Source organism: Pseudofrankia sp. DC12 (genome assembly GCF_000966285.1).
Classification (GTDB): Bacteria; Actinomycetota; Actinomycetes; order Frankiales; family Frankiaceae; genus Pseudofrankia.
Genome location: NZ_KQ031391.1, coordinates 4,698,383 through 4,725,314, shown reverse-complemented (window position 1 = coordinate 4,725,314; position 26,932 = coordinate 4,698,383). Strand labels below are relative to the sequence as shown.

24 protein-coding genes are annotated in these 26,932 nt (G+C 73.5%); 8 read left to right on the top strand and 16 right to left on the bottom strand.

From position 1 onward, the window contains the following. Window positions 1-8: 8 nt before the first annotated feature. The 4 genes from allB to FRADC12_RS19005 all read right to left on the bottom strand — a co-directional run bounded on the left by allB (window position 9) and on the right by FRADC12_RS19005 (window position 5,458). Window positions 9-1,406, bottom strand: a complete 1,398-nt coding sequence (gene allB / locus FRADC12_RS19020; protein WP_045877650.1) for an allantoinase AllB — start codon at window positions 1,404-1,406, stop codon at window positions 9-11. Next, window positions 1,396-3,864, bottom strand: coding sequence for a xanthine dehydrogenase subunit D (gene pucD, locus FRADC12_RS19015; protein WP_084011380.1), 2,469 nt, complete (start codon window positions 3,862-3,864; stop codon window positions 1,396-1,398). The genes allB and pucD overlap by 11 nt, the downstream gene beginning before the upstream one ends. A gap of 92 nt (window positions 3,865-3,956) precedes the next feature. After that, window positions 3,957-4,565, bottom strand: coding sequence for a (2Fe-2S)-binding protein (locus FRADC12_RS19010; protein WP_045877648.1), 609 nt, complete (start codon window positions 4,563-4,565; stop codon window positions 3,957-3,959). Then, entirely contained in the window at window positions 4,562-5,458 is an 897-nt protein-coding gene (locus FRADC12_RS19005) for an FAD binding domain-containing protein (RefSeq protein ID WP_045877647.1), read from the bottom strand. The genes FRADC12_RS19010 and FRADC12_RS19005 overlap by 4 nt, the downstream gene beginning before the upstream one ends. A gap of 468 nt (window positions 5,459-5,926) precedes the next feature. Between FRADC12_RS19005 and FRADC12_RS19000 the strand changes: the two genes are divergently transcribed. Both FRADC12_RS19000 and FRADC12_RS18995 read left to right on the top strand, forming a co-directional pair. After that, window positions 5,927-7,042, top strand: a complete 1,116-nt coding sequence (locus tag FRADC12_RS19000) for a Rieske 2Fe-2S domain-containing protein (protein WP_045877646.1) — start codon at window positions 5,927-5,929, stop codon at window positions 7,040-7,042. A 176-nt stretch (window positions 7,043-7,218) separates the two neighbouring features. Then, a complete protein-coding gene (locus FRADC12_RS18995; protein ID WP_052711006.1) occupies window positions 7,219-8,553 on the top strand; it encodes an ATP-binding protein in 1,335 nt (444 codons plus the stop codon). A gap of 102 nt (window positions 8,554-8,655) precedes the next feature. Here FRADC12_RS18995 and FRADC12_RS18990 read toward each other — a convergent pair whose 3' ends face one another. From FRADC12_RS18990 to FRADC12_RS18970, 5 genes are all read right to left on the bottom strand, one after another. Next, complete coding sequence (locus FRADC12_RS18990) at window positions 8,656-10,299, bottom strand: adenine deaminase C-terminal domain-containing protein (protein WP_045877644.1); 1,644 nt, start codon at window positions 10,297-10,299, stop codon at window positions 8,656-8,658. A gap of 398 nt (window positions 10,300-10,697) precedes the next feature. Then, the gene (locus FRADC12_RS18985; RefSeq protein WP_084011379.1) at window positions 10,698-11,588 is read right to left on the bottom strand and encodes an ABC transporter permease; all 891 of its coding nucleotides are present in this window, start codon (window positions 11,586-11,588) and stop codon (window positions 10,698-10,700) included. Then, window positions 11,585-12,433 carry an ABC transporter permease gene (locus FRADC12_RS18980; protein ID WP_084010994.1) on the bottom strand — a complete coding sequence of 283 codons (849 nt, stop codon included), beginning with the start codon at window positions 12,431-12,433 and terminating at the stop codon, window positions 11,585-11,587. Before FRADC12_RS18980 ends, FRADC12_RS18985 begins: the two co-directional genes overlap by 4 nt. A gap of 7 nt (window positions 12,434-12,440) precedes the next feature. Further along, entirely contained in the window at window positions 12,441-13,325 is an 885-nt protein-coding gene (locus FRADC12_RS18975; RefSeq protein WP_045877643.1) for an ABC transporter ATP-binding protein, read from the bottom strand. 57 nt (window positions 13,326-13,382) lie between these two features. Next, a complete protein-coding gene (locus FRADC12_RS18970) occupies window positions 13,383-14,483 on the bottom strand; it encodes an ABC transporter substrate-binding protein (RefSeq protein WP_232303893.1) in 1,101 nt (366 codons plus the stop codon). A gap of 328 nt (window positions 14,484-14,811) precedes the next feature. On the opposite strand from FRADC12_RS18970, the gene FRADC12_RS18965 reads away from it, so the two are divergent. The 3 genes from FRADC12_RS18965 to FRADC12_RS18955 all read left to right on the top strand — a co-directional run bounded on the left by FRADC12_RS18965 (window position 14,812) and on the right by FRADC12_RS18955 (window position 17,381). Continuing rightward, window positions 14,812-15,114: an urease subunit gamma gene (locus FRADC12_RS18965; protein WP_045877641.1), complete on the top strand. Its 303-nt coding sequence runs from the start codon at window positions 14,812-14,814 to the stop codon at window positions 15,112-15,114. Between the two features lie 82 nt (window positions 15,115-15,196). Continuing rightward, entirely contained in the window at window positions 15,197-15,532 is a 336-nt protein-coding gene (locus FRADC12_RS18960) for an urease subunit beta (RefSeq protein WP_045879856.1), read from the top strand. A 121-nt stretch (window positions 15,533-15,653) separates the two neighbouring features. Then, complete coding sequence (locus FRADC12_RS18955; RefSeq protein ID WP_045877640.1) at window positions 15,654-17,381, top strand: urease subunit alpha; 1,728 nt, start codon at window positions 15,654-15,656, stop codon at window positions 17,379-17,381. A gap of 30 nt (window positions 17,382-17,411) precedes the next feature. Here the strand turns inward: FRADC12_RS18955 and FRADC12_RS18950 are convergent, their stop codons facing one another. The 3 genes from FRADC12_RS18950 to FRADC12_RS18940 form a co-directional block, all read right to left on the bottom strand. Further along, window positions 17,412-17,843 carry an SAM-dependent methyltransferase gene (locus tag FRADC12_RS18950; protein ID WP_255355250.1) on the bottom strand — a complete coding sequence of 144 codons (432 nt, stop codon included), beginning with the start codon at window positions 17,841-17,843 and terminating at the stop codon, window positions 17,412-17,414. 277 nt (window positions 17,844-18,120) lie between these two features. After that, window positions 18,121-19,017: a phytanoyl-CoA dioxygenase family protein gene (locus FRADC12_RS18945; protein WP_084010988.1), complete on the bottom strand. Its 897-nt coding sequence runs from the start codon at window positions 19,015-19,017 to the stop codon at window positions 18,121-18,123. 196 nt (window positions 19,018-19,213) lie between these two features. Then, a complete protein-coding gene (locus FRADC12_RS18940) occupies window positions 19,214-19,522 on the bottom strand; it encodes a hypothetical protein (protein ID WP_052711004.1) in 309 nt (102 codons plus the stop codon). A gap of 128 nt (window positions 19,523-19,650) precedes the next feature. On the opposite strand from FRADC12_RS18940, the gene FRADC12_RS18935 reads away from it, so the two are divergent. Next, a complete protein-coding gene (locus FRADC12_RS18935) occupies window positions 19,651-20,412 on the top strand; it encodes an urease accessory protein UreF (protein ID WP_502685269.1) in 762 nt (253 codons plus the stop codon). On the opposite strand, the gene FRADC12_RS18930 is transcribed toward FRADC12_RS18935, so the two are convergent. The 3 genes from FRADC12_RS18930 to ureG all read right to left on the bottom strand — a co-directional run bounded on the left by FRADC12_RS18930 (window position 20,402) and on the right by ureG (window position 22,911). Continuing rightward, window positions 20,402-20,704, bottom strand: coding sequence for a winged helix-turn-helix domain-containing protein (locus FRADC12_RS18930; RefSeq protein ID WP_232303892.1), 303 nt, complete (start codon window positions 20,702-20,704; stop codon window positions 20,402-20,404). The genes FRADC12_RS18935 and FRADC12_RS18930 overlap by 11 nt on opposite strands. A 242-nt stretch (window positions 20,705-20,946) precedes the next feature. Beyond that, the gene (locus FRADC12_RS18925; protein ID WP_045877638.1) at window positions 20,947-22,026 is read right to left on the bottom strand and encodes an urease accessory protein UreD; all 1,080 of its coding nucleotides are present in this window, start codon (window positions 22,024-22,026) and stop codon (window positions 20,947-20,949) included. Between the two features lie 66 nt (window positions 22,027-22,092). Next, on the bottom strand, window positions 22,093-22,911 hold the full coding sequence (gene ureG, locus FRADC12_RS18920; protein WP_045877637.1) for an urease accessory protein UreG: 819 nt from the start codon (window positions 22,909-22,911) through the stop codon (window positions 22,093-22,095). Between the two features lie 235 nt (window positions 22,912-23,146). Between ureG and FRADC12_RS18915 the strand changes: the two genes are divergently transcribed. Then, window positions 23,147-24,808, top strand: coding sequence for an MFS transporter (locus FRADC12_RS18915; protein ID WP_232303891.1), 1,662 nt, complete (start codon window positions 23,147-23,149; stop codon window positions 24,806-24,808). Window positions 24,809-24,996: 188 nt separating this feature from the next. Continuing rightward, on the top strand, window positions 24,997-25,653 hold the full coding sequence (locus FRADC12_RS18910) for a TetR/AcrR family transcriptional regulator (RefSeq protein ID WP_045879851.1): 657 nt from the start codon (window positions 24,997-24,999) through the stop codon (window positions 25,651-25,653). 725 nt (window positions 25,654-26,378) lie between these two features. Here FRADC12_RS18910 and hpnH read toward each other — a convergent pair. Continuing rightward, window positions 26,379-26,932: adenosyl-hopene transferase HpnH (gene hpnH, locus FRADC12_RS18905; RefSeq protein ID WP_084010984.1), on the bottom strand; the 554-nt coding region annotated here is incomplete at its 5' end.

Genomic DNA, 26,932 nt, shown 5'->3' with positions numbered 1-26,932 from the left:
CAACCCGGTCAGCGGGTGAGCAGCTGGCCCCGCGCCGGACGGTCGCCGTCGATCCGCTGGCCGCGCAGGTAGGTCGCGTGGACCACACCGTCCAGCGTGCGCCCAGCGTAGGGGGTAAGCGGGTGGCGGTGGGCCAGCATCGCGGCGTCCACCACAGCGGAGCCTTCCGGGTCGAAGACGACCAGGTCGGCGTCCGCGCCGGGGGCGATCCGGCCCTTGTGACCGAGCCCGGCATGGTCGGCCGGGCCGGTCGCCACCCAGCGGGCCAGCTCGGCCAGCCCGTGACCGCGCCGGCGGGCCCCGGTCCAGACCGCGCGCGGGCCGAGCTGGACCGAGGCGATGCCGCCCCAGGCCGTGCCGAAGTCGCCGGTGTCGACCGACTTGACGTCGGGGCTCGCGGGCGAATGGTCGGAGACGACGCCGACGAGCAGGCCCTCGGCGAGCCCGCCCCAGAGCCGCTCGAGGTTGGCCGCCTCCCGGATCGGCGGCGCGCACTTGAACTCGGTGGCGCCGTCGGGAACCTCCTCGGCGGTGAAGCTGAGGTAGTGCGGGCAGGTCTCGACGGTCAGCGCGAGGCCCTCGTCGCGGGCGGCGAGCACGTCGTCGAGCGCCCCGGCGGCGGCCAGGTGCAGCACGTGCAGCCGCGCGCCCGTCGCGGCGGACAGCGCCGCCAGCGAGGCGATGGCCTCTGTCTCGGCGGCCGGTGGGCGGGAGCGCAGCCAGCTGGCGAACGACCGGCCGGCGGCGGGCGGCGCCGTGTCGAGGACCGTCGGGGACTCCGCGTGCACGACGGTGAGGGCACCGAGCCGGGCGGTCAGCCGGGCGGCGGCGGCCAGCGCGTCCAGTGAGACGTGCGGGAACTCCTCGACCCCGGACGGCGCGAGGAAGGCCTTGAAGCCGAACACGCCGGCGTCGTGCAGCTCGGCCAGGTCGCGCAGGCTGTTCGCGTCGGCGCCGATGATGCCGCCCCAGAACCCGACGTCGACGGCGATCTGCCCAGCGGCCGCGGCACGCTTGGCCGTGAGCGCGCCCACCGAGGTGGTCGGCGGGATCGAGTTCAGCGGCATGTCGATGATGGTCGTGACCCCGCCGGCCGCCGCCGCCCTGGTCGCGGCCGCGAAGCCCTCCCAGTGGGTGCGGCCGGGCTCGTTGACGTGCACGTGGGTGTCGACGGCCCCGGGCAGCAGCGCGAGGTCACCCAGCTCGGTGACGTGCGCGCCGGGGCTGACCTCGTCCGGGCCGGTGACCGCGGTGATCCGGCCACCGGCGACGTGGACGGCCGCCGCGATCACTTCGTCCGGGGTGACGACCCGCCGCGAGCGCAGCACCTCCACCCGCTCCGGCAGCACGCGCCGGGCCGGCGCGCGGCCCGTCTGGCCGCCAGGCTCGGCCGGTTCAGTCGCCATCTGACCCACTCTCCAGGTGCGTACCCGGCGGTTCGGACGGATCCGCCGGCCGGCCCACCACGATCGGCGTGTACACGGTCGTCTCGGTGCGGGCGGCCGCGCCGGTCGGGGGCGACACCACCAGGTCGACGGGCCGGACCGGCACACGGCGCAGGTCCCGCCCGACGGCATCCCGGATCGCCGCGACGACCGCCGGCGTGGCCGTGCCGGTCGGCGCCTCACCGACCCCCTTCACCCCGTACGGCGCGTCGAGCTGGGGGTAGGTGACCGCGACGAAGTCGAGGTCGGGAACGTCGGCCATGGTCGGCAGCAGGTAGTCGTGGAAGGTCGGGTTGGCCACGACGCCGTCGACGGTCACCAGCTCCTCCATCACCGCCACTCCGAGGCCCTGCGCGGTGCCGCCCTCGACCTGGCCGAGCAGGGACAGCGGGTTGAGCACCGTCCCGCAGTCCTGCGCGAGCGTCATCGACACCACCCGGACCAGCCCGAGGTCGAGATCGACGTCGACGACCGCCCGGTGCGCCGCGGCGGCATAGGCGACATGCGCGTGGCCCTGGCCGTAGGCGTCCATCGGCTCGGTCTCCCGGTGGCGGTGGGTGAACTCGGCCTCGACCGGCCCGTCGGCCAGCGCGTCGGCCAGTGGGAGGCGCACCCCGACCTCCGGTCCGATGATCTCGCCGTCGCGCAGGCTGAGCACCCGGCGCGGCGCCGCGACAACCGACGGCGGCAGGCCCAGCGAGCGGGCGACCCGGGCCAGCAGCCGGTCGGCGACACCGACGCAGGCGCCGCGCACCGCCCCACCGCTCATCCACGTCTGCCGCGACGCGCTGGTCGAGCCGGCGCTGCCGACCGCGGTGTCTGCCGGGGCGAGCACGACCTCCTCGACGGCCAGCTCGGTGCGCGCGATCTGCCCGGCGATCGTGACGAAGCCCTGCCCGACCTCGGCGCACGCGGAGTGGACCCAGGCCCTGGCCTGCCCGTCGGGGCCGATCTCCAGTCGGGCCCTGGCGACCGCGAGGTCGTCGAAGCCCTCGGAGAACAGCAGGTTCTTCACGCCGAGCGCGTAGCCGACGCCGCGACGGACCCGGGCCGGGTCGGCGCCGGCCGGCCGGCCGCCGGGCAGCGCCAGCCCGCTGGAGACGCCCGGGTCCGCCAGGTCGAGCTGCGGAGGCAGCGGCCGGGCGGCGACCAGCTCGATCAGCTCCCGGGCCGGCATCGGGCCCGGAATCGGCTGGCCCGTCGGGAGGATGTCGCCCGCGGCCAGCGCGTTGCGGGCCCGCAGCTCGACGCGGTCCATCCCGAGGGCGTCGGCGAGCCGGTCCAGCTGGGCCTCGTGACCGAACGTCACCTGGGGCACCCCGAAGCCGCGCATCGCGCCGCACGGCGGGTTGTTCGTGCGCACCGACGCGCCGTAGAGATGCGCGTTCGACACGCGGTAGGGACCAGCGGCGTGGGTGACCGCGTTCGCGATCACGGCACGTGACGACGACGCGTACGCCCCGCCGTCCAGGATCACCCGGGCCTGCACGGCGACCAGCCGGCCGTCGTGGGTGGCCGAGTGACGGAACCACATGACCGCCGGATGCCGGTGCGGATGGCCGAGGAAGGACTCGACCCGGTCGTAGGCGATCCGGACCGGCGACCCGGTACGCAGCGCCAGCAGCGCGCCGTGGACCTGCAGCGTGACGTCCTCGCGTCCACCGAAGGCACCGCCGACGCCGGCCAGCGTGAGCCGGACCCGCTCGTCCGGCAGCCCGAGGCAGGCGGCGATCTGCTCACGGTCGGAGTGCAGCCACTGGGTGGCCACCGCCAGGTCGACCCCGCCGTCGGCCGCGGGGGTCACCAGCGCCGCCTCCGGAGCGAGGAACGCCTGGTCCTGCAGGCCGAAGACGTAGGTGTCCTCGACGGTCACCGGCCCGACGAGATCCGGCTCGGGGCCGTGCCGCAGGTCGATGGCGCGAAAGACGTTCGGATGTCCCGAGTAGGCCCAGCCGCCGGGACCATAGGCGGGGCTGTCCGGGTGCAGCGGCTCGGCGCCGGGCGCCATCGCCAGCTCCGGGTCGACGACCGGCGCGAGCGGCTCGTAGTCGACCCGGATCGCGGCCAGCGCGCGGCGGGCGGTGGCCGCGTCGACGGCGGCCACCGCGGCGACCGGTTCGCCCGCGTAGCGGGCCTCGGTCGACGCGAACACCGGCTGGTCGAGGCCGATCAGCCCGTAGGTCGTGACGCCGGGGATGTCGGCCGCGGTGACGATCGCGGCGACCCCGGGGACCCGGGCCGCGGCGGCGGTGTCGACCGCCCGGATCCGGGCGCGGGCGTAGGGGCTGCGCAGGGTGCGGGCGTGCAGCATGCCGGGCTGGGCCAGGTCGCCGGCATAGGGGAAGACGCCGGTCACCTTGGCCGGACCGTCCGGGCGCAGCGCGGGCGCGCCGATCCCCTCCCGACCGGGCGCCGGCAGGGTCGTCGAGCCGGGATCGCCGGCCCGACGATTCCGCGCCCCCGGCCCGTCGCCGGCCGGGGGCGCGGAGCCGTTCTCATGCCTGCCCGCGCTCACCGCGGGCCCGCCAGCTCGGCCTGGACCGCTCGGACCGCGGCCAGGATCCGGCCGTAGCCGGTGCAGCGGCAGATGTTGCCGGCGAGCGCCGCGCGGATCTCCTCCTCGGCCGCGTCCGGCCGCCGGCCGAGCAGGTCGGTGACCGCGATGACGAAACCCGGGGTGCAGAAGCCGCACTGGACCGCGCCGCCGCGCAGGAACGCGGCCTGCACGGCGGGCCCGAGGCCGTCCGCCGGCAGGCCGGCGACGGTCGTCACCCGCGCGTCGACCGCGTCCGCGGCGAGCACCGTGCAGGCGGCGACCAGCTTCTCGTCGAGCAGCACCGAGCACGAGCCGCACCGGCCCTGCTCGCAGCCGTCCTTGACGCTGGTGATCCCAAGCCGCTCGCGCAGCACGGTCAGCAGCGAGTCCGCGAGGGCGGCCGCGGAGACGGACCGCAGGGTGCCGTCGACGCGCAGGTGGTAGGTGGCGGCGACCGGGTCCGTCTCCTCGTCGAGGAGGTCGTCGCCGGCCGGCGCGGCAGCGCCGCGGTCGAGCACCCGACGGGCGGGGCGCGCCTCGTCCTGGTCCAGCCTGGACCTGGGGCCGGTTCCCGCCGCTGTCACGGCTTATCCGTTTCGCTCGGGTCGGCGCCCGGAGCACCGGCGGCCAGCGCCCGGTCCAGCGCCCGCGCCGCCAGCACCCCGGCGGCATGCCACCGGTAGTCGGTGGGGTCGCGAGGCCCGGCCGGCAGCTGCCCGGGAGCCTCCCGCGCCGCCCGGGTGACCAGCTCACCAAACCGGCGGGCGACGCCGGCGCCAGCCGGCGGGGGCGATTCCCAGTCGATCTCGTCGGCGGCGAACTGCTCGGCGGCGCTGGGCCGCAACCGGCCCGTCGTGACGCCGCCGACGGCGCACCGTACCCGGCCGGCGGCCCGGTCGACGACCAGCGCGCAGTTCAGCAGGGCCGGGTACGCGGCCTGGCGGCCCCCGATCTTCAGGAACATCTGGGGACCGTGGGTCACCGGGACGCGGACGGCGGTGACCAGCTCGCCGCGCCGCCGGCCGGCGGCCAGGAAACTCGCCAGCGGAGTGGCGCGTGAGCCCGCGCGGGCCGAGCGGGTGAGCACGTCGGCGTCGGCCGCGGCCAGAAAGGTCAGCAGGTCGCCGCGCGGGTTCGCCGAGCCGAGCGCGCCACCGACCGTGCCGGTGTTGCGGATCTGCGTCGAGCCGACGGCCTGGGCGGCCGCGGCGAGGCCGGGCGCCGAGCCCCAGCCGGCGAGCTCCGCGTAGGTCACGCCGGCGCCGATCGTCAGCTGGTCCGGCGCCATGGCCCGGGCCCGCAGCTCCAGGACGCGACGCAGCGCGACCAGCGCGCGCGGCCGGCGCAGGCCGGTGCGCAGCGCGGGCACGAGGTCGGTCCCGCCGGCGAGCAGTTCCACGTCGCCGACCTCGGCGAGCACGCGGACCGCCTCCCCGACCGTGCCGGGCCGGTGCAGCACGGCAGTAGCCCCTGTCACCTGGCTCCCCTCTCGCCTGTCACTCCCCGTCAATACAGCTCGGGACCGCCGGGTGCATCGCGACCACCGGCCCGGCACCCTGGGCCGGCGGTCACCGCTCGACCGGCCGAACGACAAGGTGGCCGGCGAATCAGACACAGTGGCCAGAAGCAGCCTGAACGCCGCCAACCAGCCTGAACGACCCGCGCTGCGACGATAGGACCCGCAGGTTACGACCATGTTCAGCCCTCGGTCCGGCCGGCGGGCCGCCGCGACAGCGCCGTCTCGCCCGGCATCCGATCCCGGCGGTAGGGCGTGGATCCGGGGCACCGGTCGGGCGTGTGCCGATGGCCAGGCTCGGCCACGGTGACCGGGTTCACCCGAGACCGACTCTCACTGAGTGTTATGTCGCACCGCGCCCCGGGGAAACGGCGACGCCATGAGGGCAGAGGATGATGTGCTGGTGGACCGCGAGGAAGGGTGGTGTGCGTGTCACTCCGTCTGACGAACACGGATCCGGCGTTGCGGCACGGCTGGCACCCGGTGGCGCTGTCCACCGAGCTCGGCGACGGGCCGCTCGGGGTGCGCCTGCTCGGCGAGCCGTGGGTGATCGCCCGGCTGAACGGCCTGCTCACCGCGTTCGAGGACCGCTGCCCGCACCGCCTCGCGCCGCTGTCCGCCGGGCGGGTGGACGGCGACACGCTGGTCTGCCCCTACCACGGCTGGCGGTACGGCTCGGACGGTGGCTGCACGCTCGTTCCCGCGCTCGGCCCGGGCGTCCCGGCACCGCGGCGGGCCCGCGCCACCACCGCGTGGGGGGTCACGGAGCGCCACGGTCTGCTGTGGATCGCCCCCGAGGAGCCGTTCTCCGAGATTCTCGCGCTGCCCGAGGCCGGCGAGGACGGGTTCGACTCGATGTGGCTGGAGCCCGCGCGCTCGAGCGCCGCCGCCGGGCTGCTCGCGGACAACTTCCTCGACACGGCGCACTTCCCGTTCGTGCATGCCGCCACCATCGGCGGCGTCGGCGAGGACATGCTGGTGCCGCCCTACCGGGTGGACGCCGACGGTGACGGCTTCCGCGTCGTCATGGAGCAGGACGTGTCCAACCCGGAGGACCCGGGCGTCGCGGCCGGCCTGCGCCCGCTGGTGCAGCGGCGGGTGTCGACCTATGTGTTCCGGCCGCCGTTCATGCTGCGGCTGCGGATGGAGTACCCGGACGCGGGGATCACCAACGCCATCCTGTTCTGCCTGCAGCCGGAGGACGACGGCGCGAGCCGCGTCTACACCCGGCTGATGCGCAACGACATGGGCGGGGACCTGGCCCGGCTGGCGGACGCGGCCCGCTTCGAGCAGGCGATCCTCGACGAGGACCTCGCCCTGCAGCACCGGTTCGCGATCGATGGGCTGCCGCTGATCAGCGGGGACGGTGAGCTGGCCGAGGAGGTCCACGTCCGGGCCGACGCCGCCGGTGTCGCGCTGCGCCGGGTGCTCGCCGCCTTCGTCACCCGGGCCGGCCGCTACCCGCGCCGGGCCGCCGCCGGGGCCGAGCCGGACGGCCGCTTCACCCGGGCCCCTCGACGGCCACCGACCCGCGCCGGTCGTTGACATTCGTCCGACAGATCCTCGTCAGAGCCCAATACTGGTAGTAGCGTCAGCCGAACGGTCAAGATCGACCTGAGCCGGCGTCTCACCAGACCGAACGCCGAACCGGAGCGCTGGACCGAGACGAGCGTCGGATTCGCGGCTTCGCAAGAGCCGCTCTTCTTTCAGGTGGCACCGCTGTGCGAAACGCTGATGGCGCCCCGGCCGGCCAGGGATCGTCCGCCTACCCGGTGACCGGGACGGTCGACGTCACCGGCCGGGTCGTGCCCGGCGCTTCCTGGGCTGACCTGGACCCGGTCGAGTTCGACCGGCTGCGCCGCCTCATCGGTGCCGCGCGAGAGAAGGCCGACCAGCGGCTCGCGGTCCTCGACGACCTGTCGCTGGCTCGCGAGCTTGGCGTGGTGCGGGTGGCGCCGCCCGACGGCGCCGACGGTGCCGAGGACGCCGCCAGGCCGTCAGCGGCCACCGCGCAAGGGGCCCAGGACGCGGACCCGGCGCGGGTCGAGATCCTGCTGGCCGGGCTGTTGCTGTTCGGCCGCCCGGAGGCCCTGCGACGCTTCGCGCCGACCCACGAGGCCGCCATCCAGGTCTTCGACCGCGTCGACGGGCTCTCGACCGGGACCAACGTGTTCCTGCGGTGGCCGCTGCTGCGGCTCGTCGAGGAGTTCCTGGCCCGCTTCCGGGAGCTGAACCCGGCCCGCGAGGTGCGCTTCGACCTGGTCCGGATGCGGGTGCCGGTGTACTCGGAGGCCGCGTTCCGGGAGGCGCTCGCCAACGCCCTCCTCCACCGTGACTACACCGCGCCGGGCGCCGTGCACGTCCAGTGGTCCGAGGACCAGATCATCGTCTCGAACCCGTCCGGCCTCCCCGCGGGGATCACGGTGGACTCGCTGCTGTCCGCTCCGCCGAGCCCGCGCAACCCACTGCTGGCCGACGCGTTCCGCCGGGCCGGCCTGGTCGCGCGCACCGGTCGGGGCATCGGCCAGATCTGGCGGGAGCAGCTGCGCCACGGGCACGCGCCGCCGGACCACGGCCGCAGCGGCGACCACGCCGTGGTGGTGGTGCTCCCGGGCGGGCGGCCGGACCTGGGCTTCGCCCGGTTCGTGCTCATGCACGAGCTGGTCGGCCGGGTGCTGTCGCTGCCCGACCTGCAGATCATCAACCGGATGCGCCGGCAGCCCAGGCTGCGGACCGAGGACGTCGCGCAGATGCTCGCTGTCTCGAAGACGGAGGCCCGCCGGGCACTGTTCCGGATGGTCCGGGCCGGGCTCGTCGAGATCGAGAACGCGGCGACCCCACGACGGTCCTGGACCCTGTCCGAGTACACCCAGCGGGCGTTGCGCGAGTCCGCGGCTGCCGTCGCCACCGGAGAAGCGGCAGCCGCGGCCGCCAGGGACGCGGGGGCGCCCAGCGCCGGGGAGGCCGCCGGAGCCCCGGCGGGCGGAACGGACGCCAGGCCGGCCCCGGCGCCGCCCGTGGACAAGGCCGCCCCGCCCTCTGAGGCCGCTGGCTGACCGGCGAGGCGCGGCCGGCTCCAGCCGGGAGCGCTGTCACCGGGCCCGGCCGGGCTGATCACGGGCCCGGCCGGGCTGGCCGCGGGCCCGGCCGTGTGCTGGTCAGGGATCGGGACGGGTGAACAGGGCAGCTCCCAGGTCGGCGAGGGTCTGGAGCGGCCCGGCGAGCCGGCAGCCGATCGCCGCCGCGGCCGCGTCTGCAGCGGCGAGCTGGCCGTCGACGGCCTCCCACGGTGCGTCACTGACGACGCCGGCGACAGGCAGCGGGCAGGCGGCCTGCACCCAGCCCCGGTCGATGACCACGTAGCCGCCGCCCATGCCCTCCAGTGCCCGGGCGGCGGTGAGCATGTCGGCGTCGTTGGTGCCGACGAGCACGAGGTCGCCGGGCGGGTCGGTACTGGTGACGCCGAGAGCGCCGCTGGTCAGCCCGACCCCGCGCAGCAGCCCGACCCGGACCGGCTTTGGGCTGCCGGACCGGTCGACCACGGCGACCTTGAGCAGGTCGTGGTCGGGGTCGGCGACGATCAGGCCGTTGCGGACGGCGGGCTCGATCCGCACGTGCCGGGACACCGGGGCGCCGGCCGGCGCCGTCGCCGGTGGGTGGACTGGCACCACCGGGGCGAGTCCACCGACGCCGGGCACCACCGGCAGCCCTGGGAGCCGCCCGCGGACACCGGGCGTCCGGGACGAGGGCACCACCGGGGTGGAGAACCGGGCGGCGAGCTCGACGGCCACCGGCAGCGGCGCCGGGTGCCCGGGCCAGCCGGCGACCGCGAACGAGTCGACATGCAGGTTCACCGGCAGGCGGACCGTGTCGAGGGCCCAGCCGGGGGCCCGGTCGGGGTTGTCGAACAGCGGCCGGCCCTGAGCGGCCGCGATCCGCCCGCCCGCGACGACGAGGTCCGGCGGTTCGACGCCGCCGATCTCCGTGACGATCAGCAGGTCGGCCAGGTGCGCCGGGAGGATCGCGCCGAGCACCTGTTCGAGCCCGTGCCGGCGGGCGGGCGCGAGCGTCGCCCGCCGGACGGCCTCGGCGGGCGGCAGCCCGGCGGCGATCCCGGACCGAACGGCACAGGCGAGCTGGCCGTAACCGACCAGGTCGGCGAGCGCCCGGTGGCCGCCGGACTGCTCACCGGGCAGCAGGTCCCCCGCCGCCGGCCCAGGCGCGCCGGGACGGCTGGCGAGCACTCGCAGCGGAGTGTCGGTCGTCGTCGCGATCCCGGCGCCACGCTGGCCGCAGCGGGCGATCAGGCCGGCGGGATCGGTCAGCACGGTCACCGTGCCGCGCGGCACGAGGAGCCTGGCGGCCTCCCCGGGCAGCAGCAGGGTCCGTTCCGGGCGGACGTGGGCGTCGACGTAGGCGGGCAGCAGGTAGCGCCCGGTCGCGTCCAGCGAGCGGCGCCCGGCGAGCGCGCCAGGCCTCGTCACCGCGGCGATGAAACGTCCGACGATCGCGACGTCCCGCGCCAGCAGCTCGCCGGTCTGCACGACGACGACGGTCCCGCTGTGCACCAGCAGATCGGCGTCTTCCTCGCCGACGGCGACCCGCCGCAGCCGCGCGAGCTCGCCGTCGCTGGGCCCCAGCCGGCCGGCCCCGCCGGCGGCCACCGGGCCCCGGCTGCTGGTGGTGAACGCCGGCATCGGCGCCACCACGAGGTCCGAGGAGCTCAGTCCAGGTGCCGTGGTCCCCGAGCCCGGCCACCCCGCCGCCAGCGCCGTCCCCACTCCGGCCGTCGTCACACTCACACGGGCCCTCCGGTCGGGGGGTCTGGGGGCTCTGGCCCCCAGGTGACGTGGCGGGCCGGCGGAAAGTCACCCGAAGGAGGGCGAACGGATTTGTCCGCCTCGACTTCACCTACCGGCTTGCCCTGAACGGCCGCCGCCGATGTCATTGTCGCAGCCGCGGACGGGACAGTCACCGATTGCTGCCGCGCCTCGAGTGCTCTGGGGCACAAAGGCCGCTGACCAGGAATGACGTAGGTAGTTCGGCCGCCCCGGCACGTCTCGCCGGGAGACCTGCCGAAATGGCGTTCCCGCCGATCCGGTGTGAATCGGCGGGAGAACCGGGTCAGCATCGCCGCCAAGAAACGCGCGTCACCCTCGTGGTGGGGGACGGCGGCTGTACGGCGGGCCGGCTCAGGGTGTCACTTCCCGCGGGCTGGCGCCGGGCCGTAACGGGCGAGGACGACCGTCTCGATGATGCCGACGACGCCGTAGAGCACCACGCTGACCGCCGTGATCACGACGACGGACGCCCAGACGCCGCCGTAGTCGAACACCTGCTGGGCGTGCTCCATGTAGTAACCGAGCGCCTTGCCGGTGGCCAGCCACTCGGCGAGCAGTGCTCCGATGATGGCGCCGGGTACGGCGATCCGGGCCGAGGCGAACAGCGCCGGCAGCGCACTCGGAATGGCAACCTTGCGCAGCACCGTGAACGAGCTGCCGCCGTACGCGGTGACCAGGTCGGCGGCGGCCTTCGGCGTCGAGCGCAGACCGAAGACGATGTTCACCAGCGACGGGAAGAACACCACGATCCCGGCGATGACCGTCACCCCGACCAGGTGCCGGCCGAAGACCAGCGTGATGATCGGCGTCATCGCGACCAGCGGCACCGAGCGTAGCACCATCGCGACCGGCAGGAATGCCTGTTCGACGGGCCGGTACAGCACGAACAGAACGGAGACGACGATCGCCGCGGCGGTGCCGGCGATGTAGCCGGCGAGCGCGTCCCCCAGGGTCTGCATGAGCCCGTGAAAGATCACATGCCGGTTCTCGTGCGCCTTCGGGACGGTGAACAGGTAGTTGTAGACGGCCTTGGGGTCCTTTGCCACCAGCGGGTTGAGGTGGAAGACCTTCAGGAACGCGTACCAGAGGATGAGGATCACGACGGCGGAGGCGAGCACCTGAGCGAAGGTGCGGCCCAGCCGGGCGAGCGCGGTGACGAGGAGCAGCGAGCCGGGTGAGCGCTGCTCCACCGGCGGCGCGACGGACGCGGCCGGCGCGGACTTGGTCGCGGGAGCGGCCGTGGTCGTCACGATCCACCTCCGGGGTTGCCGCGCGGCGCCCACGGGGTGAGCAGCCGGGCGATCAGCGAGGTAACGCCGTAGCCGAGGGCGGCGATCGCGGAGGCGATGATGGCCAGCGCCCAGGTACGCGGGACGTCGAACGCCTGCTCCGAGGCGATCATGGTGATCCCGATGCCCTTGTCCGCGCCGAGGTACTCGCCGATGATCGCGCCGAGCAGCGCGGCGGGCGGCGCGATCTGCAGCCCGGCGAACGTGCTGGGCAGGGCCGCGCGCAGCCGGACGAACCGGAGCTGCGCGAACCTGCCGCCGCCGAAGGCGCGGATGGCGTCGAGCGTCGTCTGGTCGGCCGCGCTCAGGCCGGTCAGGGTGCCGACCAGCGTGGTGAAGAAGACGGAGATCCCGGCGAGCGCCATCTCCGGCGCGGTGCCGTTGAAGACCGTCGTCAGGATCGGGCCGATCGCGATGATCGGCAGGCAGTACGACGCCACCCCGATCTGCAGCAGGATCCGGTCGACGACCGGGATGCCGAAGCACAGGATCGACAGGCCGATGGCCAGGCCGTTGCCGATCAGGTAGCCCTGGAAGGCGATCCACACGGTCGTGGCGACCGGGGTAGGCCAGAGGTGGCGGTCCGTCCAGAAGTCCTTGACGACTGCCCACGGAGTCGGCACCGCGCCACCGTGCTTGAGGACCGTGACCGCGAGGACCCACCAGATCGCGATGATCGCCACGGTGCCGATCAGGCCGCCCAGCCAGGAGGGCGCGCCCGCGCGGGCCCGGGAACCGTCCTGGGGTGAGCTGCCGCTGGGCGGGGCGGCGACCGCGCCGGCGGGAGTGTCCTGGAGTGCTGTCATGCCGGCGTCACGCCGCCCGCTCGTCTTCGCTCTGGCCCCCGAACAGCAGGCCGGACAGCTCGTCGTGCAGCTCGTGGAAGCGCGGGGTCCGCAGCATCTCCGGAGTGCGCGGGCGAGGCAGGTCGATCTCGACGATCTCCTTGATCCGGCCCGGCCGCGGGGTCATCACCGCGACCTTGTCGGAGAGGATGACCGCCTCCGGGATCGAGTGAGTGACCAGCAGGGTCGTGGTCGCCCGCTCGCTCCAGATCCGCAGCAGCTCGAAGTTCAGCCGCTGGCGGGTCATGTCGTCCAGGGCGCCGAAGGGCTCGTCGAGCAGCAGCACCTTCGGCTCGACGACCAGCGCGCGGGCGATCGCCACCCGCTGACGCATGCCGCCGGACAGCTGCGCCGGGCGGGCCTTCTCGAAGCCGGTCAGGCCGACGAGCGAGATCAGGTCGGCGATCACCTTGCGGTCCGCCTTCTTGCCGCCGACCTCCAGGGGCAGCCGGATGTTCGCCTCGACGGACCGCCAGGGCAGCAGCGCGGCGTCCTGGAACGCGATGCCCAGGTGGTGGGCGCGGCGGGCCGCGGCCGGGCGCTCGCCGTGGACGAGCGCCTCCCCCTGGGTCGGCGCCTCCAGGTCGGCGAGGATGCGCAACACGGTCGACTTCCCACAGCCGGAGGGCCCGATCAGCGTGAGGAACGAGCCCTCCGCCGTGGAAAGGTTCACGTCGTCCAGCGCGACGACCGAACGACGGCCGAGCCTGAACTCCTTGCGCAGTCCGGTCACGCTTACCCCGGAGCCGGGGGCCGGTTCGGCGGCGGCCGTCGGGACGGCCGTCTCCTCCCCGAGGGTGACTGCCGCCGGTTCGACGGCGGACTCCGGTGTGGGCGTGGCGGAAGCGCTCATGTCAGGCTCGGCTTCTCCTCTAGGTCAGGAACGGGACGTGACGATCGGCGTGGTGGGTCAGCCCAGCGCGGGGATCGTCTTGAGGTCCGGCTGCTCCTTGTACAGCTCGTCGATGATGCTGGTGTCGAAGAGCTGGTCGGCGGTGATGTCGACCTTCGCCAGCTTGAGCGTGGCGATGTTCTCCGCAATCAGAGCCGGCGTGATCGTGAACAGGCCGTTCGCCTTGGTGTCAGCGGTGACCAGCAGCTCGTTCTGGGCCTTGGCCTCGAGGGTCTGCTCGGCCGTGTCCAGGCCCTGGTCCTTGCCGTAGACGGTCGCGGCGAGGCTCGCGCCGGTGCCAGGGGCCGCGATCTGGTCGTGCCAGCCCTTGATCTCGGCGGTCAGGAAAGCCTTGATCTTGTCCTTGTCCTTCTTGAGCGTGTCCGTGGTGACCATGTAGGTCTCGGACACCAGCGGGTACTTGAAGTCCGCCAGCAGGAAGGTGGTAGTGTCGATGCCCTTCACCTTGAGCAGGTTCGGCTCGTTGGTGACGAAGGAGAACCAGCCGTCGACCTGACCGGTGGTCAGCGGCGTCGGGTCGAACTGGACCGGCACCTTGTCGATCTTCGACGGGTCGATGCCGTTGGCCGCGAGGAAGGCGGACCAGACCGACTCGTTGGTGGCCTGGACACCGATCTTCTTCCCGATCATGTCCTGGGGCGTCTTGATCGGCTTGCTCGCCAGCGACATGATCGCGAACGGGTTCTTCTGGTACTGCGCACCAATGATCTTGATGGGCGCGCCCTGCAGGATCGCGGCACCGGTGATGTCCGGCGCCGAGACGCCGACGAACGCCTTGCCGGTCGCCACGTCGGCGTCCTGCGGGGTGGCGCTCGGGCCACCGGCGATCAGGTTGACCGACGTGAAGCCGGCCGACTTGTAGTAGCCCTTCTGGTCGGCGATGTACGCGCCGGCGAACTCCACGTTCTTGATCCAGGAGAGCCGGTAGGTCAGCGCGCCGAACGACGTCGGACCGCTGCTGGCCGCTGAGCTTCCCCCGGAGCCGCTGCTCCCACACGCGGCCAGCAACTCGCTGCCGCCGATACCCAGTGCGGCCGCGCCCGCGGCCATGCCCGCGCCGCGCCGCAGGAAGCTGCGCCTGTCGAATCCCGTTGTCACCGAACCCCCATCGTCGCCCCGGGGTTGAGTTCCCCACCGCCGGCCCATCCGGCCCTCCCGGGCGGTTCCACGGGACGTTAGAAAGCGGCGGTGTCGCGGCCATCGCCCCTTTGTGAACACGGTGTAACTCCCGCAGGTTGTGACGAATTCGGCGTGGCCGCGCAGGCCAGACCTGCCGGCCGGACGCGCGTCAAGCGGCACCGACGGCAAGCAGACACCGCCAACGGTGACTCAACGTGACGATTTCCGGCCCCCAGTCCGCGACGACGGCGACGCGCCAGCGGTAGGTGTTACGCGGCCGACATCTGCTGGCCCTAGGTTTGGCGCCGTGCTGCTGAGCCCGCATGAACAGGAACGCCTGCTGATCCATGTCGCGGCCAACCTCGCCAAGGAGCGCCGGGGCCGCGGCCTGCGGCTCAACTACCCCGAGGCGGTCGCGCTGCTGACCTCCTTCCTGCTGGAGGGGGCGCGCGACGGTCGCACCGTCGCCGAGCTGATGGCCGCCGGGCGCACCGTGCTGACCAGGGACGACGTCCTGGAGGGCATCCCGGAGATGCTCGCCGAGGTGCAGGTCGAGGCGACCTTCCCGGACGGCACGAAGCTCGTCACGGTGCACCACCCGATCCCGTGACCGGCCTGCCCAGGGCTGCCACCGGCCGGTGCCGCCCGCCGAACAGCCAGCCAGCCGCGGCCCCAGGAACGAGCGGATGCCGATGATTCCCGGCGAGGTCCTGCACGACGACGACCCGATCGAGATCAACCCGGGCCGTCCGACGCTCACCCTGGTGGTCCGCAACAGCGGCGACCGGCCCGTCCAGGTCGGTTCGCACTACCACTTCGCCGCCGCGAACCCGGCGCTCGACTTCGATCGCTCGGCCGCCTGGGGCCACCGGCTCGCGGTGCCCGCGGGAACGGCGGTCCGCTTCGAGCCGGGGATCGAACGCGAGGTCACCCTGGTGGCCCTCGCCGGTTTCCGCGACGTCCCCGGCCTGCGGCCGGAATGGGCCGGCAAGCTCGACGAGCGCGACGCCACCCCGACCTCCCCCTGACGCTCCCGTCCGGGCTGGGCCACGGCCCGGGTCCGGCCGGCTGGCCGGCTGGCCGGCTGGCCGGCGAACGGACGCGCTCAGGCTCCCCGTTGACACCTTCTCCTAGGGTGAGAGGACAGACATGGCTTCGCTGGACCGGTCGCGGTACGCCGCGCTGTACGGACCGACGGTCGGCGACCGGGTCCGGCTGGCCGATACCGACCTGTTCATCGAGGTCACCGCGGACCTCAGCCGCGGGCCGCGCGGCGCCGGTACCGGGGACGAGGCGGTCTTCGGCGGCGGCAAGGTCATCCGCGAGTCGATGGGCCAGGCCAGGACCACCCGGGCCGAGGGCGCGCCCGACCTCGTGATCACCGGCGTCATCGTGCTGGACCACTGGGGCGTCGTGAAGGCCGACGTCGGCGTCCGCGACGGCCGGATCGTCGCGCTGGGCAAGGCCGGCAACCCGGACACGATGGACGGCGTCCACCCGGAGCTCGTGATCGGGCCGGGCACGGAGATCATCTCGGGTAATGGGAAGATCATGACGGCCGGGGCGATCGACTGCCACGTCCACTTCATCTGCCCCCAGCAGGTCCCCGAGGCCCTGGGCGCCGGCATCACGACGCTGATCGGCGGCGGCACCGGGCCGGCCGAGGGCACCAAGGCGACGACGGTCACCCCAGGTGGCTGGAACCTGAGCCGCATGCTGTCCGCGATGGACGACTGGCCCGTCAACGTCGTTCTGCTCGGCAAGGGCAACACGACGAGCGAGGACTCGCTCTGGGAGCAGCTGCGCGCCGGGGCCGCCGCGTTCAAGCTGCACGAGGACTGGGGCACCACCCCGGCCGTCATCGACGCCTCGCTGCGGGTCGCCGACGCCGCCGGAGTCCAGGTCGCGCTGCACTCGGACACCCTCAACGAGGCCGGGTACGTCGAAAGCACGCTGGCGGCGATCGCGGGCCGGGCGATCCACGCGTACCACACCGAGGGCGCCGGCGGCGGGCACGCACCGGACATCATCACCGTCGCCGCGGCCGGCAACGTCCTGCCGTCATCGACGAACCCGACCCGGCCGCACACCGTCAACACGCTCGACGAGCACCTCGACATGCTGATGGTCTGCCATCACCTCAACCCAAGCATCCCCGAGGACCTCGCCTTCGCGGAGAGCCGGATCCGGCCGTCGACGATCGCGGCCGAGGACATCCTGCACGACCTGGGTGCCATCTCGATGATCGGCTCGGACTCGCAGGCGATGGGCCGCATCGGCGAGGTCGTGCTGCGCACCTGGCAGACCGCGCACGTCATGAAGGCGCGGCGCGGCGCGCTGCCTGGTGACGGGCGGGCGGACAACCTCCGGGCCCGGCGCTACGTCGCCAAGTACACGATCTGCCCGGCCGTCGCCCACGGCCTGGACGGCGAGATCGGCTCGGTCGAGGTCGGCAAGCTCGCCGACCTCGTGCTCTACGAGCCGGCGTTCTTCGGCGTCCGCCCGTCGCTCGTCCTCAAGGGCGGCTTCATCACCTGGGCCGCGATGGGCGACGCGAACGCCTCGATCCCGACCCCGCAGCCGATCCTGCCCCGGCCCATGTTCGGCGCCGCCCGTGGCCCGGCCGCCGCGTCGTCGCTGACGTTCGTCGCCCCGGCCGCGATCGAGGCCGGCCTGCCAGCCCGGCTGGAGCTGGCCACCCCGGTGGTCCCGGTGCTGGACGTCCGCCGCCGGGGCAAGGCCGAGCTCGTCAACAACACCGCCACCCCGGACATCCGGGTCGACCCCGACACCTTCACCGTCACCATCGACGGCGAGGCCATCGAGCCGGCCCCCGTCCGGGAACTGCCGATGGCCCAGCGCTACTTCCTGTTCTGATCCTGCTGACCGTGCCGAGCCGTGGGCGGGTCACCCGGGGTGGCTCGCCCTACGCCTTGCGGCCGATCCCGCCGGCGACCAGACGGATGCCGGCGTCGACGCGGCCTGCGAACATCGTCTCCCGCGCCACATCGCCGCGTAGCTGAGGCCGGGCGGGACCGACGCGAGGCCGCCGAAGTAGGCCGAGGTCTCGGCCCGGGACCGGAACCGGCCGGTGCCCCGGTGGGCCAGCAGCGTCTCCTCCAGCTCCGCCGTCGCCGCGCCGCGATCCAGGTAGTGGCTCAGGAACAGGTAGCTGCCACCGGCCAGGGCGTCCCTGTAGCCGGCGACGACGGCGGCCGGGTCGTCGTCGTCGCCCAGGTGGTGGACGACGCCGATCATCAGCAGGCCGACGGGCTCGTCGAGGTCGATGAAGGCGCGGACCTGCGGGCCCGCCGCCGAACCGCCTACCCATCTGGCGATCTTCGGGCGGTCCAGCGGTGGGTGACGGCCGGTGATCGCCAGATGTGCAGGGATAAATGCGACACGCTGGGCACGGAACGTCCGTTTCCCAGCCCCAACTGGCGATCATGAGGAATCTTGGCGGCGCAAGGGCGCGATGATCGCCAATTGCGCAGGGGGAACTGCGACCACGGGGCGCCAAGCACTCAGGTTTGACGCGCTGCCCAGACAACCACTCCTGGAAACCGCCGCCCGACTCAACCTGGCCACCCAACCGGCGAACGGGCGGCGACGCTCGCTAGCGGGCGGCGTTCTTGAGGAACTGCGGCCGGTAGTTGGCCGGTGGGCCACTCCAGTAGCCGCCGCGGACGTGGCGGCGGACGCCGTCGTCGTCGGTGGCCCGGGAGGCCGAGTGCCACAGGTAGCCGTCGTGCAGGATCACGTCGCCGCGCTCGGTGTAGACGGGCACCTCACCCGGGATCTTGTCGAAGCCGAGCGGCATCTCGACGGGGGGCGGCGTGTCGGTGTAGCCACCGGCCGGGCGGGCGTCGGCGGGGACCTCGACGCTGTTGACGTTGCGGTACGGCGCGGGAGTGGCCCAGTTGTTGCTGCCCGGAACGACCCGCAGGAACCCGTTGGCCGGGCTGGTGGCGTCCAGATGGAAGGTGAAGGCGAGGCCCGGCCAGATGTCGACGCTGGGCATCGCCTGCCAGTCGGAATGCCAGCCGATCCGGGTGTAGCCGGACTCCCGGCCGGGCCGGGAGTCCTGGTAGACGACGCCGGCCTGCGCCGAACCGTTAAGCCACGCGGAGTCGCCGATCAGCCTTCGGATCACCATCAGCAGTGCTGGGAGCGTCGCCGTCTCGAGCACGGCCGGAGACAGCTCCTGGACGTGCTCGACGTAGTTGACGAACTTCTCCGCCTTCTCGACGGCGTCCAGGTACTTCGTCGAGCCATACCGCTCAGGCAGCCGCCCGGCCAGCACGTCCGCCTGGACGGCGGCGCACTCCGTCTCCATCCGGGTGGTCAGCTCCTCGGGCACCAGGCCACGCAGCAGCACGTAGCCGAAGGCCCGGTAGAACTCCTCGATCTCGGCGAGCGCCGGCAGCGACGCGCCTGCGGAAGCCTCGGCCGCGGTCCAGCCCACCTCGAAGACCCCGAAAGTCGCCGGTGTCGCGAGCACGGTCGAACGCATGCGCAGCCTCCCTGCGGTCCGGCCCCGGGGTCGGCACGGGGTCTCGGTCAGCCAGGTCCCGGGCGGGCGCCACGTCCCGCGTTCGGACGACCTGCGACGACACCGTCGACGCTAGGACGCGGCCGTTACGCCCGCGTTTCCGGCCAGCGGCGCCGGCGGCTGACGTAACTGGTATCACCGCCTCGCCGGGCGGCTGTCAGTGGCGCCGGCCGCCGCGGCGCGACGAGCTGGACCCCGAGCTGCCGCTGTTCGACGACGACTTCTTGGGCATGCACTCCCACCGGTCGTGCTGGTCGTTCCACTGCACGGTGTTGCCCGCGGCGCAGGTCAGGTTCGTCGGTTTCGGCGGGTGATGCGGCCCGCAGGCGGCCAGGCCGCCGGCCGTGAGAGCGACCGCGAGCACGACGAGCGGTAGTCGCGACCAGCCCCGGGGCGACGGCCTTCCCGGCTGGGCGGACATCCTGGCGTCGTCACGCCGATCCCGGCCGTCACTGTCGTTGATCACTACCCCGGCCCTCCCGTGGTGGTGAAATGGTCGCTGTAGGACCAGGCCGGGGGCACGAGGCCGCTGCTGGACGACCGGATCACCGGTACCAGCTACTACCACCTTGCGGAAGGTCCAGGATGACGGACATGTCGGCCGCGCGACCGAGGCTGTCGGGCGGTCCGCCCGGTGGGTCAGCCGGGCGAGCGGGGGCCCGGGCGGCGCTGCTGGTGCTTGCCGACGGGCGGCTGCCCGCCGGCGGACACGCGCACTCGGGTGGCATGGAGGCCGCGGTCGTCGACGGGGGCGTCCGCGGGCTGGACGACCTGGCCGGGTTCCTGCGCGGCCGGCTCGCGACGGCGGGCCTGCTGTCCGCCGCGTTCGCCGCCGCCGCCTGCCAGATCAGCCATGGCCACGACGAGACGCGGGCTCCCGCGGCCGGCGATCTGCTCGCGGCGCTGGACGCCGAGCTCGACGCCCGGACGCCGTCCCCGGCCCAGCGCGAGGCAAGCCGGGCGCAGGGCCGGACGCTGCTGCGCGCCGGCCGCGCCGCCTGGGACCTGGCCGGCGCGGCCCTCCCGGCCGCCCCGCACCACCCGATCGCGCTGGGCGTCATCGCCGCCGCGGCGGGGCTCGAACCGGCGGACGCGGCCCTGGCCGCCGTCTACGGCGCCGTCTCGGGGCCGGCCTCGGGCGCGACCCGGCTGCTCGGCCTCGACCCGCTGGCGGTGACCGGCCTGCAGGCCCGGCTGGCCGAGGAGCTGGAACGCACCGCCACCGCCGCGACGACCGCCGCCGAGGACGCCGTCGCTTCCGGAGCCCTGGACCTGCTGCCCGCCCCGTCGGCGGTCCGTCTCGACCTGCTCGCCCAGCGCCACCGAGTCGCCCCGGTCCGGATGTTCACGTCCTGACGGCCGTCTCCAGCCGGTAGCCCATGCCGCGCACCGTCGCGATCCTGGCGGCCCCGAGCTTGCGGCGCAGGTAGCCGACGTAGACGTCGACGATGTTGCTGCCGGGATCGTAGTCGTAGCCCCAGACGGCGGACAGCAGCTGCTCGCGGGCCAGTACCTGGCCGGGGTGGCGCAGGAACGTCTCGGCCAGCACGAACTCCCGCGCCGTCAGGTCGACGACCCAGCCACCGACGTGCGCCTGACGGGTCCGCAGGTCCAGGGCGAGATCGCCGCTGCGCAGCACCCCAGTCACGCGGCTCGTCGTCGCGGCCCACCTGGTCGGGCTGGCTCAGCTCCAGGATGAGCACCGGCGCCCAGCTCCGCCTGATCACCTGCGGCGGGGCCTTCAACCACATCACCGGCCACTACGTGGACAACGTGGTCATCTTCGCCCACATCGTCTAGCACCGTGGCCGGCCAGGAGGCGAGTCATCCCTGGTGGCTGGGCGAGGACTCCGCGCCGCAGCCATCACGCATGACTCAGCGGCCGGCCCGTCACTCCCCGAGGTGGCGGCGAAGGGTGACGGCGTCGTCGGCGAGGGCCGTCACCAGGACGCCCGGGCCGGCCAGCGGGAGCACCGTTGCCCCGCCGGGAAGGCGCCCGGCGGTCGCCGGCTCGGCCGGGCTCACGGACGCGGCGACGCCCAGCCCGGGCAGGCCCAGCCCGGGCAGGCCCTGCCCGGGCTCCTGGCCGAGTCGGCCAGCGGGGGGACCCGACGCGGCGGGACTGCCGCCTGCCGGGATGCGGTGGTAGTCGGGAGGCGCGGCGATCAGCAGCGAGCCGACGGCCCGAGCCGAGCCGATCAGCGCAGCGCCGCCCAGGCCCGGAATGTCAGGGCCGAGGACGAGTTGCTGGCGCAACAGTGGGCGGTGACCAGTGCCCGCGTCCGGACCGGCCGGCCCGGAACTGACGTCGACCCGCAGGTCGGTCTCGATCTGGCCCGAAGGCTCATTGAACCGGCCCAGGACGATCTCCTCGCGCCACCGCAGCCAGCCACCCGCTCCGACGGTCGCGCGGCCGACCAAGCGGTGCCGACACCCGCGCACCGCGACCGTCGGCTCGGGCAGCAGGTCGAGGGCACCCCCGGCCGCGACGTCCGCGTGGATCTCCAGCACGGACGGCCCGGCCCCGTGCCCGGGCATCGCGAGCGTCGCCGCGACCGAGCGCAGCACCAGGCGCACGCCGGCGCCGACGCTGATGTCGAGGCGCAGCTGGTCCCCGGTCAGTGGACCCGCCGCCGCGCCGACCAGGTGCACGGTGACGGTCGGCAGCCCGGGCGGGATCAGATCCTCCAGCCGCCACGCCGCGCCGTGCCCCGCCTCCGCGCGCGACGTCTCCGGACGCGACGCGACCGGCTGCGCCACCTGCCGCATCACCAGCGGCACAGCCGAGCGCAGTTCCGAAACCCGCGCGGCGCCGTCGGAGCCGGCCTCGACCCGCACGACGGCGTGCGCCCGGACGACTGTCCGGCCACCACCAGCCGCGCCTGGGCCCGCTGGCGGCGGCTGTGAGGCCGACCCGTCGGGTGCCGTGCCAGCCGTCGGCGCCGGCCCGGCACTGGCGATCGTCGTCATCGAGCTCCCGGCCCATCGCCGAGCGCGGCCCTCACCGAGCCGCCGCCCCGGCCGCGCGGCCGGGCCTCACTGCGTGCCGGGCACGTCGAGGCCGACGGAGGCGAGCGGGGTGAGGTTGGACTCGTAGGCGCCGGCGCCGGCGGCCCGGGCCTCGACGAGCTGGCTGAAGACCCAGCGGGCGACGTCGGTCGCGGCCGGGTCCTCGACGAGGCTGGTGAACAGGACCGGGCGGCCGTCCCGCATCGCCGTCGCGTCGCGCTCCATCACCCCGAGGTCGGCGCCGACCAGCGGCGCCAGGTCGGTCTTGTTGATGACGAGCAGGTCGCTGCTGGTGACGCCGGGACCGCCCTTGCGCGGCACCTTGTCACCGCCGGCGACATCGACGACGAAGATCTGCCGGTCGATCAGGCCGTAGCTGAAGGTCGCGGTGAGGTTGTCGCCGCCGGACTCGACGAGAATCAGGTCCAGCGGGCCGAACGCGGCGTCGAGATCCTCGACGGCGTCCAGGTTGGACGTGATGTCGTCGCGGATCGCCGTGTGCGGGCAGCAGCCGGTCTCGACGGCGCGGATCCGGGCCGGGTCCAGCACGCCGGCGCGACGCAGGAAGTCGGCATCCTCGGTCGTGTAGATGTCGTTGGTGACGACGGCGAGGTCCACCTTGCCCGACAGTGCCCGGCACAGCGCGGCGACGAGCGCGGTCTTGCCGCTGCCGACCGGCCCGCCGATCCCGATCCGCAGCGCCCGGCCGGCCGGAACGGCCGCCGGAGCCGCCGGAGCGGCCGTCCGCCACGCCGCCGCCAGCCCCGGCCCGCCCGAGCCCCCGGAACCCGGGCCGCCACCGAGCAGCGAGGAACCATGCTCGTGGTGATCGTGGTCGAGGTGCACCTACGCCTCCCGGTCTCGTGTCCGTGCTGCCAGCGCCGGCCCGATCCTGGCGAGCCCGCGGCACTGCCGCCAGCCTAGGCCCCGGGGATGACACATCCGTTACTCCGACCGGGGGCGCCCGCGCGCCGGACTTGGGCGGGGCGTGGCGACCGCGACTGATCTGTGCTCGGAAGCATTCCTTCCGGTTAGTTTCGTTCGACGTACGGAACTCCCGCCCACCGCCGAAGGCTGGTCCATGACGACGTCCGCGGAACGCTCGGCCAGCCCAGGTCCGGGGCCCGAGCGCGACCCCGGGGCGCCGGTGGCGACGACGGCCTCGCAGGCCGTGGCCCGCGCGACCAGCCCGGAGTACCGGCCGATGACGCAGCGGGAGATCAGCCAGGCCGTCTGGGCGCTGGTGCTGGGCCTGTTCGCCACCATGATCGCCGGAACCGTCGTGGCGAACGCGCTGCCGCGCATCATGGCCGACCTGCACGGCAGCTCGACCGACTACACCTGGGTCGCGACGATGACGCTGCTGACGATGACGGCGACCGTGCCGCTCTGGGGCAAGCTGTCGGATCTGCTGAACCCGAAGGTCCTTCTCCTGCTCGCCCTCACGTTGTTCACCCTCGGATCGTGCCTGGCCGGCCTGTCTCATTCCCCCGCCTGGCTGATCGCCGCGCGCGGGGTCCAGGGCGTGGGCGCCGGCGGCACCAGCTCGCTGACGCAGGTGGCGATCGCGGCGATGGTCCCGGCGCGGGAACGTGCCCGTTACAACGGCTACATCGGCGCGGTGTTCGCCGTCTCGAACATCTCCGGCCCGCTGGTCGGAGGCCTGATCGTCGACACACCGGGGCTCGGCTGGCGCTGGTGCTTCTACATCTGCCTACCGGTCGCGGTGGTGGCCTTCGCGCTGCTGGTCCGCACGCTGCGGCTGCCGACCGAGCGTCGCCCGGTTCGCATCGACTACTTCGGCGCCGTCCTCATTCCCGGCGGTGTGGGCCTGCTGCTGCTGTGGCTCACGCTGGGCGGGAACCTGGTCGGCTGGCTGTCCGGTACCGGGCTGGCGCTGCTGCTCGGCGGGGTAGCCACAGTGCTGCTCGCCGTCTTCGTGGAGACCCGGGTGGCCGAGCCAATCGTGCCGCCGCGGCTGTTCCGGGACCGGACCATCGTGCTCGCGGTCATCGGCGTCGTCGCCACCGGCGCCGTGACGGTCACCGTGCCGCTCCTGTTCAGCCAGTACTTCCAGCTGGGCCGCGGCGAGACGCCGACCGTCTCCGGCCTGCTGACCGCGCCGATGGTGGTCAGCTCGGCGGTCTCGGCCAACCTCGCCGGCCGGGCCATCACGCGGACGGGCCGCTGGAAAGGCATCCTCGTGGCCGGAGCGCTCTGCATCTGCGGCGGACAGCTGCTGTTCGCGACCATTCGCGCGGGTACCCCGCTCGTCGCGGTCTGCACCTATCTGGCGCTCGTCGGCGTCGGTATCGGCATGACCCAGCAGAACCTGATGGTGGCCGTGCAGAACAGCGCCGCACGCAGCGATCTCGGCGCCGCGAGCGGTGTGGTCGCCTTCTTCCGCAGCCTCGGCTCCACCGCGGGGGTCGCCGCGCTCGGGGCGTTGCTGGGCAATCTCGCCGCCAGCCGGACCGGGCATGGCCTCGTCGCCGCCGGCCTGCCCGCGAACGCCGTCGCGGACACCCACGGTGTGCCGAACCTGGCCACGCTGCCCGCGCCGGTCGCGGCCGTGGTCCGGCACGCCTACGGTGACGCGGTCGGGCACGCCTGGCTGTGCGCGGTGCCACTGGCCCTCGTCGGGCTCGTCGCCATGCTGCTGATCCGGGAGACCCGCCTCGCGACGACCAACGAGGACGTCCCCCGCGCCGCCGGCCGGCAACAGGCCGCGCCCAGCCGGTAACGGCCGCCGGCGAACCGGCGCGTTCCGGCGCGGCTGAATCAGCCCGAACGAGCGTCCCCATCGCCACGCGCCCCGCGATTCCACGTAGTGTTCCGAGCGGGTTTCAGGCGGCGACCTCAGGGGTGTTCGAGGTGAAAGCCCGACGGCCTGTGCACCATAATCGAGCTGTGACGAGTGCCCGCCAGGATCTGCGCACGGCGGACAACGCCCGAACGGGTGACCGGACGCCGGACAACCGGTCGTTGGAAACGCGAGCCGCGTTGGTAGCGGCCGCCCGCCGGCGGTTCGCGGAACAGGGATATGTGGCCACCGGTACCGAGGAGATCGTGGCCGACGCGCGTGTCACCCGCGGCGCTCTCTACCACCACTTCCGGGACAAGGCCGACCTGTTCCGCGAGGTGATGAAGGAGGTCGCGAGCGAGGTCGCGACCGCCCTGGTCAAGAGTGAGCTGGAGGCCACGATCGGTGGCGACGCCTGGACGCAGCTGCGTCGCGGCTTCCAGTCGCTGCTGGACTTCTCCACCAGAACGGATACGGACTTCCAGCGGATCGTGTTGGTCGACGGCCCGGCCGTGCTCGGCAACGACGCCTGGAACACCCTGGTCGAAAAGCACGGCTACGGTCTCCTGTCGGAATGGCTGGAGCGCGCCATAGCCGAGGAGATCATCGACCCGATTCCGGTCGCGCCACTGACCCGGCTGGTCACGGCGCTGCTCGCCGAGGCCAGCCTCTACGTCGCTCGCGCCGCCGACCCGTCACTGGCCCGCCGCGAGACCGGCGTCGTCCTGGACCGCCTCCTGTCCGGCCTGGTCCACAACTCCCGCCCAGCCCCCCAGCCCCTGTAACCGGCCACCGCCACGGCGAGCCCGTCCCGGGTTACCCAGGGCCGCGGCAAGATAACAGTCCGGATTGATCAAACTACACTTCCAGTCTGGTCGGGCCTGGAGAAGTGCTTAGAGTTGATCAGGAAACCCGGCAACCACAGGCGGTTCACGTCGCTGCCGGCCTATCCGTGCCGGCCGAATCCGACTACCTTGAGTAGTCATGCGCTGCCGAGAGCGATCTCGCCGCAGCCCTGCGGGTTACCCGGGCCGCCACCAGCCGCAGAAACAACAGCAGGCCCGCCCCCACGGGACGGGCCTGCTGTAATTCACACCCCGGGCGCGCCGCAATTCAGCCCGCCCCCGGCAAAAACGCGACCCAGAATCCAACCGGTCGGCGCGCAGCGCCCGACAAGCCCATCCGACCAAAACCGCCAGCCGGCGCGCAGCGCCCGACAGACCCAGCCCAGCCACCGGACGACCCGTCGGGCGCGAAGCGTCCGACAAACGCAACCCAGCCAGGATCCCGACACTGGACAGCGGCCAGCCCCCGATGTCCCGCCCCAGCCGACAACCAAGGCTGGGGCGGGCGCGAAGCGTCCGCACCGGTGAAGCGCCCCACCCCCACCTCACCCAGCCAGGATCCCGACACTGGACAGCGGCCAGCCCCCGATGTCCCGCCCCAGCCGACAACCAAGGCTGGGGCGGGCGCGAAGCGTCCGCACCGGTGAAGCGCTCCGCGCCCCACCTCACATGCGGACGGCGCGGATCTGCTCCTTCAGCGAGCCCATGGTGGCCAGCACGGCGGAGGTCTCGTACCCGCAGTGCGCCATGCAGTTGGCGCAGCGCGGGTCCTTGCCACGGCCGTACTTGTCCCAGTCGGTGGTCTCGGTGAGCTCCTTGTAGGAGCCGACATAGCCGTCACTCATGAGGTAGCACGGCTTCTGCCAGCCGAACAGGGAGTAGCTCGGAATACCCCAGGCGGTGCAGGCCAGCTCACGCTTGCCTTCCAGGAAGTCCAGGAAGACCGGCGAGTGGTTCAGCCGCCACTTCTTGCGCCGGCCCTCGGCGAAGACCTTGGAGAACATCTCCCGCGTCTCCTGGACGCCGAGGAAGTGCTCCTGGTCCGGCGCCTTCTCGTACGCGTAGCCCGGTGAGAGCTGGATCGCGTCGACCTTGAGATCGTCGTTCAGGAAGGTCAGGATGTCGATGACGTCCTGCGGGCTGTCGTTGTTGAAGAACGTCGAGTTGGTGCCGACCCGGAAGCCCGCGGCCTTCGCCTCCTTGAAGGCCTCGACGCACT

Bases quoted from the DNA above. Each gene is read 5' to 3' on its own strand.
- FRADC12_RS18935 (WP_502685269.1), top strand. From the start codon at position 19,651: ATGTCGGCCGCGCGACCGAGGCTGTCGGGCGGTCCGCCCGGTGGGTCA.
- FRADC12_RS18925 (WP_045877638.1), bottom strand. From the start codon at position 22,026: ATGACGACGATCGCCAGTGCCGGGCCGGCGCCGACGGCTGGCACGGCA.
- allB (WP_045877650.1), bottom strand. From the start codon at position 1,406: ATGGCGACTGAACCGGCCGAGCCTGGCGGCCAGACGGGCCGCGCGCCG.
- FRADC12_RS18960 (WP_045879856.1), top strand. From the start codon at position 15,197: ATGATTCCCGGCGAGGTCCTGCACGACGACGACCCGATCGAGATCAAC.
- FRADC12_RS18945 (WP_084010988.1), bottom strand. From the start codon at position 19,017: ATGCGTTCGACCGTGCTCGCGACACCGGCGACTTTCGGGGTCTTCGAG.
- FRADC12_RS18915 (WP_232303891.1), top strand. From the start codon at position 23,147: ATGACGACGTCCGCGGAACGCTCGGCCAGCCCAGGTCCGGGGCCCGAG.
- FRADC12_RS18955 (WP_045877640.1), top strand. From the start codon at position 15,654: ATGGCTTCGCTGGACCGGTCGCGGTACGCCGCGCTGTACGGACCGACG.
- FRADC12_RS18980 (WP_084010994.1), bottom strand. From the start codon at position 12,433: ATGACAGCACTCCAGGACACTCCCGCCGGCGCGGTCGCCGCCCCGCCC.
- FRADC12_RS18975 (WP_045877643.1), bottom strand. From the start codon at position 13,325: ATGAGCGCTTCCGCCACGCCCACACCGGAGTCCGCCGTCGAACCGGCG.